The sequence below is a fragment of the Mesorhizobium qingshengii genome (genome assembly GCF_027563465.1).
Taxonomy (GTDB): domain Bacteria; phylum Pseudomonadota; class Alphaproteobacteria; order Rhizobiales; family Rhizobiaceae; genus Mesorhizobium; species Mesorhizobium qingshengii_A.
Genome location: NZ_JAPFQA010000018.1, coordinates 1 through 14,671 on the forward strand (window position 1 = coordinate 1; position 14,671 = coordinate 14,671).

At 66.7% G+C, this 14,671-nt stretch carries 10 protein-coding genes; 3 read left to right on the forward strand and 7 right to left on the reverse strand.

The genetic code is table 11. From position 1 onward, the window contains the following. The coding region (locus OOJ09_RS26745; protein WP_269908073.1) for an autotransporter outer membrane beta-barrel domain-containing protein at window positions 1-2,090 on the forward strand (2,090 nt) is incomplete at its 5' end. A 74-nt stretch (window positions 2,091-2,164) separates the two neighbouring features. Here the strand turns inward: OOJ09_RS26745 and OOJ09_RS26750 are convergent. The 6 genes from OOJ09_RS26750 to OOJ09_RS26775 form a co-directional block, all read right to left on the reverse strand. Beyond that, entirely contained in the window at window positions 2,165-3,046 is an 882-nt protein-coding gene (locus tag OOJ09_RS26750; protein WP_269908074.1) for an EamA family transporter, read from the reverse strand. Between the two features lie 129 nt (window positions 3,047-3,175). After that, window positions 3,176-4,666, reverse strand: coding sequence for an efflux transporter outer membrane subunit (locus OOJ09_RS26755; RefSeq protein WP_269908075.1), 1,491 nt, complete (start codon window positions 4,664-4,666; stop codon window positions 3,176-3,178). An 11-nt stretch (window positions 4,667-4,677) separates the two neighbouring features. Beyond that, on the reverse strand, window positions 4,678-7,845 hold the full coding sequence (locus tag OOJ09_RS26760) for an efflux RND transporter permease subunit (protein ID WP_269908076.1): 3,168 nt from the start codon (window positions 7,843-7,845) through the stop codon (window positions 4,678-4,680). A 3-nt stretch (window positions 7,846-7,848) separates the two neighbouring features. Beyond that, entirely contained in the window at window positions 7,849-9,153 is a 1,305-nt protein-coding gene (locus tag OOJ09_RS26765) for an efflux RND transporter periplasmic adaptor subunit (RefSeq protein ID WP_420107551.1), read from the reverse strand. Window positions 9,154-9,386: 233 nt separating this feature from the next. Then, window positions 9,387-9,602: a hypothetical protein gene (locus tag OOJ09_RS26770; protein WP_269908078.1), complete on the reverse strand. Its 216-nt coding sequence runs from the start codon at window positions 9,600-9,602 to the stop codon at window positions 9,387-9,389. Between the two features lie 112 nt (window positions 9,603-9,714). Further along, window positions 9,715-10,461 (reverse strand): hypothetical protein, encoded by a 747-nt coding sequence (locus OOJ09_RS26775; RefSeq protein ID WP_269908079.1) that lies wholly within the window; start codon window positions 10,459-10,461, stop codon window positions 9,715-9,717. A gap of 214 nt (window positions 10,462-10,675) precedes the next feature. Here OOJ09_RS26775 and OOJ09_RS26780 point away from each other — a divergent pair, with 214 nt between their 5' ends. Together OOJ09_RS26780 and OOJ09_RS26785 are read left to right on the forward strand one after the other, a co-directional pair. Next, window positions 10,676-11,404: a response regulator gene (locus tag OOJ09_RS26780; RefSeq protein ID WP_269908080.1), complete on the forward strand. Its 729-nt coding sequence runs from the start codon at window positions 10,676-10,678 to the stop codon at window positions 11,402-11,404. Next, window positions 11,401-12,639 (forward strand): ATP-binding protein, encoded by a 1,239-nt coding sequence (locus tag OOJ09_RS26785; protein ID WP_269908081.1) that lies wholly within the window; start codon window positions 11,401-11,403, stop codon window positions 12,637-12,639. Before OOJ09_RS26780 ends, OOJ09_RS26785 begins: the two co-directional genes overlap by 4 nt. Window positions 12,640-12,781: 142 nt before the next feature. Here OOJ09_RS26785 and OOJ09_RS26790 read toward each other — a convergent pair whose 3' ends face one another. Then, window positions 12,782-14,230 carry a hypothetical protein gene (locus OOJ09_RS26790; protein ID WP_269908082.1) on the reverse strand — a complete coding sequence of 483 codons (1,449 nt, stop codon included), beginning with the start codon at window positions 14,228-14,230 and terminating at the stop codon, window positions 12,782-12,784. Window positions 14,231-14,671 lie beyond the last annotated feature (441 nt).

Consider the following 14,671-nt stretch of genomic DNA (forward strand, 5'->3'; position numbering starts at 1 on the left):
ACGCTGCGGCGACCGGCAACATCGACGTGACCGCCAACGGCTCGATCGACGCCCGCTTCGGCATCGACGCCGAGAACTTCGGCTCCGGTTCGACCAAGGTGACCACGGTCGGCCCGGTCAATGTCACCACCGGCAACGGCATCTTCGCGCTGTCGACCGGCGGCAACGTGACGGTCAACGCCGGCGATGTCACTTCCACCGGCAACACCGCCATCATCGCCCAGCAGACCGGCGTTGGCGCGGGCGCGATCAGCATCACCGCCAGCGGCACGGTCGAAGGCGCCACCGCCGCGATCGACGCACAATCAACCGCCGGCCACGCGATCGGCATCACTCTTTCCGGCGCGACGCACAACAGCGCTCAGACGGCCTCGGCGCTGGCCATCACCACGGCCGGCGGCGCCACCACGCTCATCAATAACGGCTCGCTGCTTGGCGGGGTGACGCTTGGCGACTACGCCGATCTGTTGACCAACAACGCCACCTGGACAACCGGCGGCACCAGCCAGTTCGGCGCCGGCATCGACAGCTTGATCAACGCGGCCACGGCAACTCTCGTCACCGCCAGCAATGGCGCATCGCTCGAGACCACGACCTTCAGCGGCCTCGAATCCCTGTTGAATGCCGGACACCTGACCATGCAGGATGGCGGCGCGGGCGACCGCACCCTGGTTGCGGGCAATGTAACGCTGGCTGTCGGCTCGACCTACGCCATCGACATCGGCGGGGCTCAGTCGGATCTGCTTCATGCCTCCGGCACCGCCGACATCACCGGCTCGACGCTGGCGGTCAATATACAGGGCGGCCTGCAGTTCGGTTCCCACTATACGGTGCTGACCGCCGATCTCGGACTGACTGGCGAGTTCGCCGATGTGACGGGGATCACCAACACCGCGTTCCTGTCGGTGATCGATACCTATGACGCCAACAACGCCTATCTCGACGTGTTGAAGACGCAGAACTTCGCCGATGCCGGGCTAACGCCTAACCAGATCGCCACCGGCCAAGGGCTCGACAGCATTCCGGCATCCGGATCACTGTTCAATGCCGTCGCCGGCCTGGCCACCGACGCCGAGGCGCGCGCCGCCTTCGACCAGTTGTCGGGCGAGATCCATGCCTCGGCCAAGGGGATGCTGGTCGAGGACAGCCGCTTCGTCCGCGACGCCGCCACCAACCGCATCAGCGCCGCCTTCGGCGATGCGGGCGCGACCGCGTTGCCGGTCATGGCCTATGGCGAAGGCGGACCCGAGATGGTTGCGGCCGACACCGACCGCTTCGCCGTCTGGGGCCAGGCCTTCGGCTCCTGGGGCAACACGGATTCCGACGGCAACGCCGCCGCCTTCGACCGCTCCACTGGTGGCCTGCTTGCCGGCGCCGACGGCCAGGTCGGCGGCTGGCGCGTCGGCCTGCTCGGCGGCTACAGCCATTCCTCCTTCAACGCCGACGATCGTAATTCCTCCGGCAAGGGCGACAACTACCATCTTGGCCTCTACGGCGGCACCAACTGGGGCGCGATCGCCTTCCGCACCGGTGCGGCCTATAGCTGGAGCAGCCTCTCGACACATCGCTCCGTCGCCTTCAACGGCTTCACGGATGCGCTGTCGGCCGACTACGACGCCGGCACCGCGCAGATGTTCGGCGAACTCGCCTACAAGGCCGATGCCGGGCGCTTCAAGTTCGAGCCTTTCGCCAACCTCGCTTATGTCAGCGTGCACACCGACGGCTTCACCGAGACAGGCGGTGCTGCCGCGCTGACCAGTGCTGGTTCGACCACCGACGCGACCTTTACCACGCTCGGGTTGCGCGGCTCGACCGACTTCGCGCTGGGCGGCATGAACGCCACCGCGCGCGGCACGCTCGGCTGGCGTCATGCGTTCGGCGATGTCACGCCGACCTCCAGCTTCGCCTTCGCCGGCGGCGACGCCTTCACCATCGCCGGTGTGCCGATCGCCAGGGACGCAGCGGTGATCGAGGCCGGCTTCGACCTCCAAATGTCGGCCAATGCCACGCTCGGCCTGTCCTATTCCGGCCAGTTCGGCGGCGGTGCGGTCGACAACAGCGCCAAGGTCAATCTCGGCGTCAAGTTCTGAAGGCAACAGGCCGCGGGCCGACCGCGGAAATGATGTCGCCGTGCCGCCTATGAACCCACATGTCGGCCCCGCCCCTATTCCGGCGACGGCACCGGCGGCTTCGAGGTGATTGCCGTGCCGAAGGCGGCGGCAATCACGGCGGCGATGCCGGCCAGTTGCGGCGCGGTCAGGGTTTCATGCAGGAACAGGAAGCCGGCCAACGCGCCCAGCGCCGGCTCCAGGCAGGTCAGCGTGCCGTAGATGCGCGCCGGCATCCGCGTCAGCGCCACCATCTCCAGAAAGAACGGCAGCGCGCTGGAAAACAGGCCGACGAGCAAGGCACTGACCAGGATCGACGGCGCGAGCAGCGCGGTTCCCGCCTGCGCCACACCGAATGGCAGCACCAGCACGGCGGCGATCGCCATGCCGTAAGCGGTGGTGCGGGTGCCAAGCTCGGCGCCCGCCTTCTGGGCGAGCACGATGTAGAGCGCCCAGAAGCCGCCGGCCGCCAGCGCCAGCACCACCCCGGTCGGATCGAGCGGCTGCAGCGAATGCAGGAAGGGCGACAACAGCAGGATGCCGGCCACCGCCAGCGCGATCCAGGCAAAGTCGCTGGCGCGCCGCGAGGTCAGCGTGGCCACCAGAAGCGGGCCGGAGAACTCCAGCGCCACCGCGACGCCGAGCGGTATCCTGGCAAGCGCGGCATAGAACAGAAGGTTGAGCGCGGCGAGCGTCACCCCATACGCGACCAGCCACGGCAAGATGACGCGCGACGGCCGCATCTGCCACGGCTTCAGCACCGCGACCAGCATCAGCGCGCCGATGACGAGCCTCAGCGTCGTCGTGCCTTGCGCGCCGATCAATGGAAACAGCCCCTTGGCGAAAGTGGCGCCGATCTGGATCGACACCATGGCGCCCATCAGCGCGGCAACCGGCAAAGGGGCCGCTTCGCGACGGGCAATCGGCGTCGATGTCACTTTGGTTTCATCCTCCATGCCGCCGGGCGCAAGCCCACTGGCGGCATGGGGATAGGCTGAACCGGCCTGGCTGTCGTGAGGCAGCGGGCGACTGCCTGATAGGGCACGGCGCCGGGAACCGGGACCTGGCTACGTCGCGGGCTTCGACGCCAGCCTTGGGCCCGTCTTGACGTCGACGATCTCCGGCTTCCCCGTATCGACGGCGCCGTCCCAGCCGCCCCCGAGCGCCTTGTTGAGGGCGATGTAGTCGGTCGCCAGCAAAACGCGGCTTTGCAGCAGCGTGTCCTCCGCCGAGTAGAGCGACCGCTGGGCGTCGAGCACGTCGAGAAGGCTTGTCTCGCCGGCCTTGAAGAGCGTGCCTTCCAGGCGTGCCGCCTCGCCGTAGGATTTCGCCGATGAGGCAAGCTTGCCGATCCTGATGCGCTCCTGCGACAAAAGCACGAGCGCATTCTCGACATCCTCGAGCGCGGTCAGCACCGATGACCGATAGGCGATGAAATATTGATCGCGCTGCGCTTCGGCGACCTCGACGGCCGCCTTCAACTGGCCGGCATTGAACACCGGCACGCTGAGCGTCGGCCCGAAGGACCAGCCGATCGACGAATTCTTGCCGAGATCGCCGAGATTGAGGGCCGCCGTGCTGATGTTGCCCGTCAGGCTGACCGAGGGATAGCGCGCCGCCTCGGCCTGGCCGACCTTGGCGGTGTATTGCGCATACTGCCGTTCGGCCATGAGCACGTCGGGGCGCGATACCAGGATGTCGGCCGGAATCCCGGTCGGCATCGGCAGGCGCGGCGCCGGGATCGGAACGCCGCGCTTCAGCCGCTCGCTCAGCGCCGCCGGCGGGCGCCCGGTGAGCACCGAGAGGCGATGCACGGCCTCGGCATAGCTTGCTTCCAGCGTCGGCACCGCGGCTTCGGTACTGGCCGCCTGCCCCATCGCCTTGGCGACATCGGCGGCGGTTGCGGTACCCGCCAGCGCCATCGAGCGGGTGAGTTCCGCGGTCTGCCTTTGCGACGCGGCCGAGCGCCGGGCGAGCGCGATGCGGGCCTGGTAGCCACGCGCCTGCGCATAGGTGGACGCGACATCGCCGACCAGGGTCAGGAGGGTCGAGCGCAGGTCCTCCTCCGACGCGTCCACGCCATAGCGCGCGGCCTCGACGCCCCTGCGGTTGGCGCCGAACAGGTCAAGTTCCCAGCTGGCGTCGAACCCGGCCTGGTACTCTGCGTAGATGGCGCTCGAGCCTGACGTGGCCACGTCCGACTTGTTGCGGGTCGCGGAACCGGAACCATCCACCGAGGGCAGCAATGTGCCGGCGCTCTGGCGATAGCTGGCACGCGCCTCGCGGATCCTCGCCTTGGCGGTCGCAACATCGAGATTGCCGGCCACAGCTTCCTCGACAAGCGCGTTCAACTGGGGATCCCGCAGCCGCTGCCACCATCTCGACAGCTGCGCCGGCCGGGCGGGCTTTGTCGGCTTCTGGCCGCTCCAGTTCGCCGGCATCGGCAGGATGGGTATCTGATAATCCGGACCGACGACGCATCCCGCGAGCAGGACAGCGGTGAGCATCGGCACGATGAGCCGCCTCGCGGCCACCGAGCCACGTTTCAAACCTGTCATGCGAAGAACCCTTATTGCTGGTTGGCCGTCGCCGGCGTCTCGCCCGTATCCTGCCCAGTATCCTGCCCGGTTTCCTGCTTGGCCGCCCCGCCCTTGAAGATGCGGCGCACCGTGACGAACAGCAGCGGCACCAGGAACACGCCGATCACCGTCGCCGCGATCATGCCGCCCATGACACCGATGCCGACGGAATTCTGCGCCCCCGAGCCGGCGCCGCTGGCGATCGCCAGCGGCGTGACGCCGAGGATGAAGGCCAGCGACGTCATCAGGATCGGCCGCAACCGCTGTCGCGCCGCCTCCAGCGTCGCCTCGACGAGCCCCATGCCGGCGGTCTGCCGCTCGATGGCGAACTCGACGATGAGGATGGCGTTCTTGGCGGCAAGACCGATCGTGGTCAGCAGCCCGACCTTGAAATAGACGTCGTTGGACTGGCCGAACAGGCTCGCCGCCAGCAGCGCGCCGAAGATACCGATCGGCACCGAGAGCATGACCGCGAACGGGATCGACCAGCTCTCATAGAGCGCGGCCAGGCACAGGAAGACGACCAGCGCCGAAATCGCATAGAGCGACAGCGCCTGGTTGCCGGAAAGCCGCTCCTGGTGCGACAGCCCGGTCCATTCGTGGGAGTATCCGGCGGGCAGCTGCGCCACAAGCTTGTCGATCTCGTCCATGGCGGCGCCCGAGCTGACGCCGGTGGCCGCCGCGCCCTGGATCTCGACCGCCGCCGAACCATTGTAGCGTTCGAGCCTGGGCGAGCCGAATGTCCAGTGGCTGGAGGCGAAGGCCGAGAACGGCACCATGGCGCCGCTGGCATTGCGGACCTGCCATTTCTCGAGATCCTCCGGCTGCATGCGGAAGTTCGGGTCCGACTGCAGATAGACCGGCTTCACCCGTCCGCGGTCGATGAAATCGTTGACGTAGTCGCTGCCCCAGGCGGTCGACAGCGTGTTGTTGATGTCGGCGAGGCTGACGCCGAGCGCGCTGGCCTTTTCCTGGTCGATGTCGACCGAGAATTGCGGCTGGTCTTCCTGGCCGTTGGGCCTTGTGTTGGCGAGCACCTTGCTCTGCGCCGCGAGGCCCAGAAGCTGGTTGCGCGTCTGGATCAGCGCGTCATGGCCGGCGCCATTGACGTCCTGCAGGAAGAAATCGAAGCCGTTGGTGTTGCCGAACCCCTGGATGGCGGGCGGCGCGAGCGCGAAGACCCGCGCGTCCCTGATCCTGGAGAAGGCGCCCATGGCACGGCCGGCAATCGCCTGCGCCGCCGAGGCCGGCGATGTGCGCTGGGCGAAATCCTTCAGCCGCACGAAGGCGATGCCGACATTCTGGCCGGCGCCGCCGAAGCCGAAACCGGAGGCGGTGAATACGCCTTCGACCGCGTCCTTTTCTTCCTTCAGATAGTGGTCGGTCACCTGGGCCAGCACGCGCTCGGTGCGGTCCTGCGTCGCGCCGACCGGCAGCTGCACGCTGGTGATCAGGATACCCTGGTCCTCTTCCGGCAGGAACGAGCTCGGCAGCCGGGCAAACATCCAGCCCACGGCGACGACGATGGCGAGGAAAACGACGAGGAAGCGCTTGCCCCGGTTGATGATGCCATGCGAGCCGTCGCGATAGGCTGTCGCGCCGCGGTCGAAGGCACGGTTGAACCAGCCGAACGGGCCGGTCTGCGTCGCATGGTCCTTGGGCGGCCGCAGGATCGTGGCGCAAAGTGCCGGCGTCAGCACCAGCGCGACCAGCACGGAGAGCACCATCGCCGAGACGATGGTGACCGAGAACTGCCGGTAGATGATGCCGGTCGAGCCGCCGAAGAAAGCCATCGGCACGAACACCGCCGACAGCACCGTGGCGATGCCGATCAGCGCGCCGGTGATCTCGTTCATCGACTTCCTCGTCGCCTCCTTCGGCGACAGGCCCTCCTCCTGCATCACGCGTTCGACATTCTCGACGACGACGATGGCGTCGTCGACGAGCAGGCCGATGGCGAGCACCATGGCGAACATGGTCAGCGTGTTGACGGAATAGCCGAACAGCGACAGCACGCCGAACGTGCCGAGCAGCACCACCGGCACGGCGATGGTCGGGATGATGGTGGCGCGCAGGTTCTGCAGGAAGATGAACATCACCAGGAACACCAGCACGATCGCCTCGGCCAGCGTCTTGACCACCTCCTCGATCGACAGCCGCACGAAGGGCGAGGTGTCGTAGGGATAGACGACCTCGACCCCTTGCGGGAAAGTCGAGCTCAGGCGGTTGATCGTGGTGCGCACCGCCTCGGCGGTGTTGATGGCGTTGGCCCCGGTCGCCAGGTTGACGGCGACGCCCGCCGCCGGCTTGCCGTTGAAGTTGGCTTGCGTCGTATAGCTTTTGGCGCCGAGCTCGACGGTGGCGACGTCGTTGAGGCGAACCAGCGAGCCGTCCGTCTGGCTCTTCAGGATGATGTTGCGGAACTGTTCGGCGGTCTGCAGCCGGCTCTTGGCCGTCACCGTGGCGTTGAGCTGCTGGCCCTTGCGCGCCGGCAGGCCGCCGAGCTGGCCGGCCGAAACCTGCGTGTTCTGCGCCTCGATCGCCGAGGCCACGTCGCTCGGCATCAGGGCATATTTGGCGAGCTTGTCCGGGTCGAGCCAGATGCGCATGGCATAGCCGGAGCCGAAAAGCTGCGTCGAGCCGACACCCTCGACGCGCTTCAGCGTGTCGTTGACGGTGGCGTCGACATAGTCGGCGAGATCGGTCGAGTTCATCTTGCCGTCGCTGGAGACGAAGCCGATGACCATCAGGAAGCCGGTCGAGGATTTGGAGACGGTGATGCCGTTGCTCTGCACCACCTGCGGCAGCTGCGACTGCACCAGCTGCAGCTTGTTCTGCGTCTGCACCTGGGCGGTGTCGGGGTCGGCAGCACTTGTGAAGGTCAGCGTGATCGAGGCCGATCCGGTCGAGGTCGACGTCGCCGTCATATAGTCGAGATTGTCGATGCCGGTCATGCCCTGCTCGATGACCTTGGTCACCGAGTTTTCCACCGTCTGGGCGTCGGCGCCCGGATAGGTCGCGCTGATGTTCACCGTGGTCGGCGCGATCTGCGGGTATTGCGAGATCGGCAGCGTGGTGAGCGCCAGGAGGCCGCCCAGCATGATCACGATGGCGATCACCCAGGCAAAGATCGGCCGGTTGATGAAGAATGCGGACATTGCTCAGTTCCCGGTCGAGGCGCCTGGCGCCGGTTGCTGGCCGCTGCTGGCCATCTTGGCGGGCGCGGGTACGGCTGACGTCTGCCCGCGATCCTTGACCTCGCCGGTCGCCTCGTCGATCGTCACTTCGACGCCCGTTGCATCGCCGCCGGCGCGCACCAGCTGCATGCCCTCGACGATGACGCGGTCGCCGTCGCCGACGCCGGCATCCACCAGCCAGTTGTTGCCGACGCTGTTGCGCACGGTCAGCACGCGCGCCTCGACCTTGCCCGCGGCATCGATGACCATTGCCGTCGCCTCGCCCTTGGTGTTGCGGCTGACGGCGCGCTGCGGCACCAGGAAACTGTTCTGGGCCACGCCCTCCTCGACCAGCGCCCGCACATACATGCCGGGCAGCAGCAGGCGGTCCGGATTGGGAAACTCGGCTCTCAACGCAAAGGTGCCGGTCGTCTGGTCGACATTGGCGCCGGTGAACTCCATCTTGCCGGTCTGCGCATAGATGGTGCCGTTCTCGAGCTTCAGCTTGACGCTGACATTGGGGCCGCTGATCTTCAGCCGTCCTTCGCTGATGGCCTGGCGCAGATTGAGCAAATTGGTGCTCGACTGCGTGACATCGATATTGATCGGATCGAGCGCGCGGATGGTGGTCAGCACGGTGTCCTGGTTGGCGGTGACCAGCGCTCCGGGCGTCAGCGAGGACTTGTCGATGCGGCCGGCGATCGGCGCGGTGATCGAGGTGCGGTCGAGGCTGATGCGCGCCGTCTCGACGCTGGCCCTGGCCGACGCCACATCCGCCTGGGCCTGCGCCAGCGTGGCGGCGGCATCGTCATAATCCTGTTTGGAAACAACGTTCTGCTTCAAAAGGCCGGCATAGCGGTCGAACTTGGCTTGCGCCGAAGGGAGCGCTGCTTCCGCCTTCTGTCGCGCCGCCACCGCGCTGTCGTAGTCCGCCTTGTAGCTGGCCGGATCGATGAGGTAGAGCGGCTGCCCCGCAGCCACCTCGCTGCCCTCCTTGAACAGGCGCTGCTGAATGATGCCGTTCACTTGCGGGCGCACCTCGGCAATCAGCGAGGCCGCCGTGCGCCCCGACAATTCGGCTGTGATCGCGACCGATTGCGGATGCAGGGTGACGACGCCGACCTCGGGCTTGCCGACACCGCCCATGCCGGCGGGAGCTTTGCTCTGCTCCTGCGAGCAGGCCGCCAGAAGAACGGTGGCGGCGAGCATCGCGGCCCAGGGAACGAGACGGCGTGGCTTGGCCGACCGTGGCTTGGCCGACAAAGGAGGCTGACTAGGCTTGATGGGCATGGCCTGGATCTTCCCTGGGGTTGCGTGCGCGCGGGCACCGGATCGGTCGGTCGAGGGCATCCCGATCGATGTCATGGCAAAGGGCCGCGCCCGCTTGCGGGCAGCGTCGAGCAATGCTTCGAAGCGGCTCATGTCGCGCTCCTTCTCCGCGGCCGGAGCGCACCCGAGGATCGGGCACAGGGCCGCGATGCCCTTCAGCATCAGTATCCCGATCGGCCGCGACATGCCATGCCTTACGCGGTCTTGCGGTCATGATGGCTGTTGGACTCCGAAAGCGGCAGCGACAGGCGCCAGGCGGCGAAGCTCAGGCGTATCGCGCCCTTCAGCGTGTCGACCGGCAGGGCCGTCGGCAGGCCGCGTCCGGCATCATCGATCGGGAATTTTGGGCCGATCGAGCGCCTCGGGCTGACCGATGCGATCAGCCGCAGCAGCATCATGGCTTCCCACATTGTCGTGCTTCCATTCGGAGATTTCGAAGCGGTGGGTTGGCGGGACGCCATCCCAAAAGGAACCGGCCGGCCCGGGAACGGGTTGGGTACCGGGGCCGGCCGGCGCAGCCGGTCAGGGTTGCTCGCCGTTCCCGGGCTGGGGCGGCGGGAGCTGCCTGTCGGGCAGGCCCCGGGGCCCGGCTGCATCATTCGGCGGGCCGCCCCAGGGACCGGGGGGTGGTCCGTGTGGGCGCTCCGCCGAAGCGAGGATTTCGAGCTGTTCGGGGGTCAGCTTGGCGCGAAGTTCAGCGATCGCCTCTTTCAGCTTGCCGGCCGAAACCGCGCGGGCGGTGACGTCGTCCGCCAGCCTTTCCTGGAAGGCGAAGGCATCGGGCTTGCCGCCCGCCGCGTCAGGGCCTTTCGCCTCCGGCCCGCCAGGTCCGCCCGGACCGCCGGGTCCGTGATCGGGCCGTGGCGGCGAAAGCACGGCCTGCAACGCGCTGGTGTAGTCGCGCCAGGCGTCGAGCTGCTCGGTCCGCACGCCAATGCGGGTCTCGAGCGCGGCAAGCCGCGCCGCCAGCATGAATTCCGGCGGCGGCCCCATGCGGCGGGGGCCAAAGCCTTCCGGGCCAAAGCCTTCCGGGCCAAAGCCTTCTGGCCCAAAGCCTTGCGGACCATGCCGCATCGGCCCGTGCGGGCCGGGCCCGTTCTGGCCGAACCAGGCCATCGGGCCGTGGTCCGGTCCATCCTGCGGGGCCCCATCCTGCAGGGCCATCATCGGTGGCGCGCCGCCGGGCGCGGCGGGATCGGGCTGCGCCGCCAGCACCGGATGGATGGCCGCGGCGGAAAACAGGCCGAGCGCGAGAAGTCTGCTTCGCATGATGGTGTTCCTTTCTCTCATGCTTCGTATGACCGAGAGGATAGGAACCGTTTTTTTCCGCTTTGCTTCGGCGTGTTTCCCAAGGTTTCCAGAAAAAGGAGATTTGTTTCGCAATGTTTCCGGCGGCCCGCTGGCAACATTGCGTTGCAATTTTCCATGCCGTTTGCCGGCGGCTCTCCCTATAATCCGAAACCAACAGGCAAACGGGCGAGCAATGCAGGTACAACCCCATATCCTTGTCGTCGACGACGACCGCGAGATCAGGACGCTTCTCGGGCGCTATCTCGATAGCCAGGGCTTTCGCGTCTCGGTGGCGGCGGACCGGCGCGAATGCGAGCAGAAGCTTGGGCTTGGCCAGTTCGACCTGCTGGTGCTCGACGTCATGCTGCCCGACGGCTCCGGCCTCGATATCTGCCGCGGCCTGCGCGACCGCAAGCCGCACATCCCGGTCATCCTGCTGACGGCGCTGAAGGAAGATGTCGACCGCATCATCGGCCTGGAACTCGGCGCCGACGACTATCTCGGCAAGCCCTTCAATCCGCGTGAGCTCACCGCCCGCATCCGCGCCGTGCTCAGGCGCTCATCGCCCGAGGACGCGCCCGTGGCGCCCCGCCCCCGCGCCTACCGTTTCGCCAGCTACAGGCTGGAGCCCGACACCCGCAAGGTGACGGATGCGCAAGGGTTGGCCGTCGACCTCACCGGCGCCGAGTTCGACCTGCTGCAGGTATTCCTCGACCGTCCCGGCCGGCTTTTGTCGCGCGACCAGCTGCTCGACCTGACGCAAGGCCGCGAGCGCGATCCGCTCGACCGCTCGGTCGACGTGCTGATGAGCCGGCTGCGCCGCAAGTTCACCGAGACCGGCGACGGGCCGCTGTTCAAGACGGTGCGCAATGGCGGCTACCAGCTCACCGCGCGCGTCGAGACGGTGGAGGGCCACGCGTGAACTCGCTGCGGCGTCGCCTCATCCTGCTGCTGGTCGCTTCGATCGTCGGCGTCGTCGGCCTGGCGACCGCCGCCGTCCTCAGCGTCCGGGGCGGAGGACCGCCGCCGGAACTGACCGTGCCCTGGGTGGCCCAGCAGATGGAACTCGTGATGCGGCTGCCTGGCCCTTTGCCGGACGTTCTGCGGGTCGAATTCACCGATCATCCGGCGGGCGGCAAGGTGGCCGGGCCGGAAACGGCGATGCTCGGCGACATCCTGCGCCGCCGGGGCTTCGACGTTGCGGCCATCGTCAGCGACAGGGTGGACAAGCCAGGCCAGATCGCATCGGTGCGCCTGCCCGACGGCCGCTGGGCGATCATGGAAGTTCCCCACATCGACCCGCCCAGGCGCGAATGGCTGGTTCTCGCCGGCTGGATCTCGCTGATCGTGGCCGGCGCCACGGCCGTCTCGGTCTATTTCACCTCGGTGCTGATCCGGCCGCTCGAGATGCTGGAGGCGGCCGTCTCCAAGATCGGGTCGGATGGCGTGCTGGCCGCGGTGCCGGAGGTGGGATCGGCCGAGGTCAAGGCCACCGCCCATGCGCTGAACCAGCTCTCGTCGCGGCTGCGAACCGCCATGGAGAGCCGCATGCGGCTGGTCGCCGCCGCCGGCCACGATCTGCGCACGCCGATGACGCGCATGCGGCTGCGCGCCGAGTTCCTCGACGACGAGCGCGACAAATGGCTTCACGACCTCGACGAGCTCGACCGCATCGCCGACAGCGCCATCCGGCTGGTGCGCGAGGAGGTCAACCAGGATGCCGTCGAACCGGTCGATCTGGACAAGATAGTGCGAGACATCGCGGCCGAGATGGTATCGCTCGGCCATGTCGTGGCGATCGGCCATCTGGACGCGGTTTCGGTGCGGGCCGGCGCGCTCGGCCTGCGCCGGGCGCTCCGCAACCTGATCGTCAACGCCGCCACCCATGGCAAGGCGTGCCGCATCGACCTTGCCGTGGCCGGCGGCCGCGCCGTGCTCACCATTTCCGACCATGGACCGGGGATCCCGCAGGAGCTCTTGAACAAGGCGTTCGAGCCCTTCTTCCGCGTCGATCCCGGCCGCCTGCAATCCATCCCGGGCGCCGGGCTGGGCCTCGCCATCGCCAAGGAGATCATCGAGCGCTACGGCGGCACCGTGACGCTGGAAAACCGCAAGGGCGGCGGGCTGGCCCAGACGGTGGTGTTCGCGGCTGTGTGAGCTGGCGCCTCACCTCCCCCTTGTGGGGGTCCGAAGGACGGGCGAGACCCGTGGCTCGCCCCGGCAGGGTGCCCAGGCGAAGTCGAGAGACGGCGACCGGGAGCGAAGCGACGTCGCGGGAACCTTGGAATGGCGAAGCCGGCTACGGCGCCGCGCGGAGGTTCCTGCGGATGCGCCGCCTGCCCGTTGCACGTGCTTTCTCCGCCACCACGCCGGCAATCTCGACCACGCCGCCCTCGCGCGGTCTGCCGTTGGTGGCCTTGTGGAGTCGCTCGTAGGGCAGCAATTCCTTGATCCGGGCATTGAGTGACGCGATTTCGGCCCTGAGGTCCTCGCATTCCTGCCTCTGGACATCGAGCTGTATCTGTTCCGATGCCTGTTGCAGCGTAAGCTGTGAAAGGTTGGCGTTCACCTTCGAAAGGCTCATCTTGTCGTTTTCGCTCTCATGGGCGAGAGCAGACAATCTTTCGTCGGCGATCTTCTTTTCGGCCAGGGTTTCGTTCAATTCAGTCTTGAGCCTGGCGATTTCGCTGGCGGCCTCGCTGTTCTCGTTCGAGGCCTGCTCCAGTCGCGATTGCAGGTCCTGGATTTCCGAACGCAACCCGCGCATTTCCGCCTGACTGCGAGCCAGTTCGGCTTCCCTGTCGCCTTCCGTCATGCGGGCCGCTTCGGCTGTTTCCGACAGCTTCGCCTGTGCGGCCTCGAGCGACTTCTGAAGCCGCATCTCCTCTTTCTCGCTCTTGCCGAGCGCGGCCAGCAGTTCCGCAAGCCGCGCTGCTTCGCTGGCATGGACCGTCGAAAGCTCGTCGAGCCTGTGGCGCGCCTGGGATTCCCGCTTCAGCGCCTTGTCGAGATCGAGCGACAGGCTGACATGCTTTTCCCGCAGCATCTTGCTCTCGCGCAAGCGCCTGTTGGCCTCGACCGTTCTGGCGGTCAGCCGCTTGGCGATGTCGCCGAACTCCGCCTCGCGTCTTGCGCTCGCATTGGCTGTCTCCACGAGTTCCAGCCTTACCGCGGCAAGCGCTGCACGAAGCGCCTCCCTGTCCTGAACCAGGCTTGTCTCGCGCTGTTGCAGCACTTCGTAGGCGCCTTCACGCTCACGCAGTTTTCTCGTCGTGTCGTGCAGATTTTCCAACAGCGTTCTTTGTTCCGCGCCCAGGCCGGCATTTGCAAGCTCCAGCTCGTTCGCGCGAAGAATGTCGCTGTGGAGGATGTTGAGGAATTCGCGCGTCAGGTGGTGTGAGGTCGCGATCTCCGAGAGCTTGCCGTTGATCTCCTCGAGATACTCCCTGGCATCTTGGAAGAGCCCCTCAAAGGCACTCAGCGCAGCCAGCCGGGTCTGGGTATGGGACGTCAGTCGCGGCGCGGTTTCGGGGCTGTCCGTATTGTCCGCACCATCCGGATTTGCCGCGTTCGCTTCAGGCGGCGAAACGTCAGGTCCTGCTGAGGGATCCGGGACATCGTCGCTCTTTGGCGGTGCCCCGCCATCGGCGCCGAAATCCGATTTCAGCGCGTCCGCCAGATCGATCTGCAAATCCTGGAATGTCTTGTCTACGTCTTCAGCACGCTTGATCAAAGCCTTGAAGTTCATGTCCGAACTCCTTCACTCGTCACCAAACCCGGTACTTAACGTATTGCTAACATAACCCTACATCCACTGATTGCGTAGGGGAAGCCCCCCATTGGGGGCGGTAGTTATGGGACATTTGGGGGTTTGGATGCTGCGAGCAACCATGCCGCGGCCATGGAAAAGCTTGGGTTCCTCGCCCCACGGATGTGGGCAGGGCAATCGCATATAGGTGGGCGGGGCTTTCGCTCTACGATTAACCCCCACCCCTACCCCCTCCCCACAAGGGGGAGGGAGACTTCCGTTGGCGCTGACATCGGCAGGTTGCCGACGTTTTGACGCCGGGTAACAGCGCGCGGCAGCATTCCCTCCCCCTTGTGAGGAGGGTTAGGGTGGGGGTCTATCTTCGTAAGAATCCATATGCGATCGCCCTGCCCTTGTGGGAGTCCGAAGGACGGGCGAGAC

Excerpts from the sequence above, each read along its gene's own strand:
- OOJ09_RS26755 (WP_269908075.1), bottom strand. The coding sequence starts at position 4,666 with ATGACAGGTTTGAAACGTGGCTCGGTGGCCGCGAGGCGGCTCATCGTG.
- OOJ09_RS26760 (WP_269908076.1), bottom strand. The coding sequence starts at position 7,845 with ATGTCCGCATTCTTCATCAACCGGCCGATCTTTGCCTGGGTGATCGCC.
- OOJ09_RS26765 (WP_420107551.1), bottom strand. The coding sequence starts at position 9,153 with ATGCCCATCAAGCCTAGTCAGCCTCCTTTGTCGGCCAAGCCACGGTCG.
- OOJ09_RS26770 (WP_269908078.1), bottom strand. The coding sequence starts at position 9,602 with ATGTGGGAAGCCATGATGCTGCTGCGGCTGATCGCATCGGTCAGCCCG.
- OOJ09_RS26775 (WP_269908079.1), bottom strand. The coding sequence starts at position 10,461 with ATGCGAAGCAGACTTCTCGCGCTCGGCCTGTTTTCCGCCGCGGCCATC.
- OOJ09_RS26780 (WP_269908080.1), top strand. The coding sequence starts at position 10,676 with ATGCAGGTACAACCCCATATCCTTGTCGTCGACGACGACCGCGAGATC.
- OOJ09_RS26790 (WP_269908082.1), bottom strand. The coding sequence starts at position 14,230 with ATGAACTTCAAGGCTTTGATCAAGCGTGCTGAAGACGTAGACAAGACA.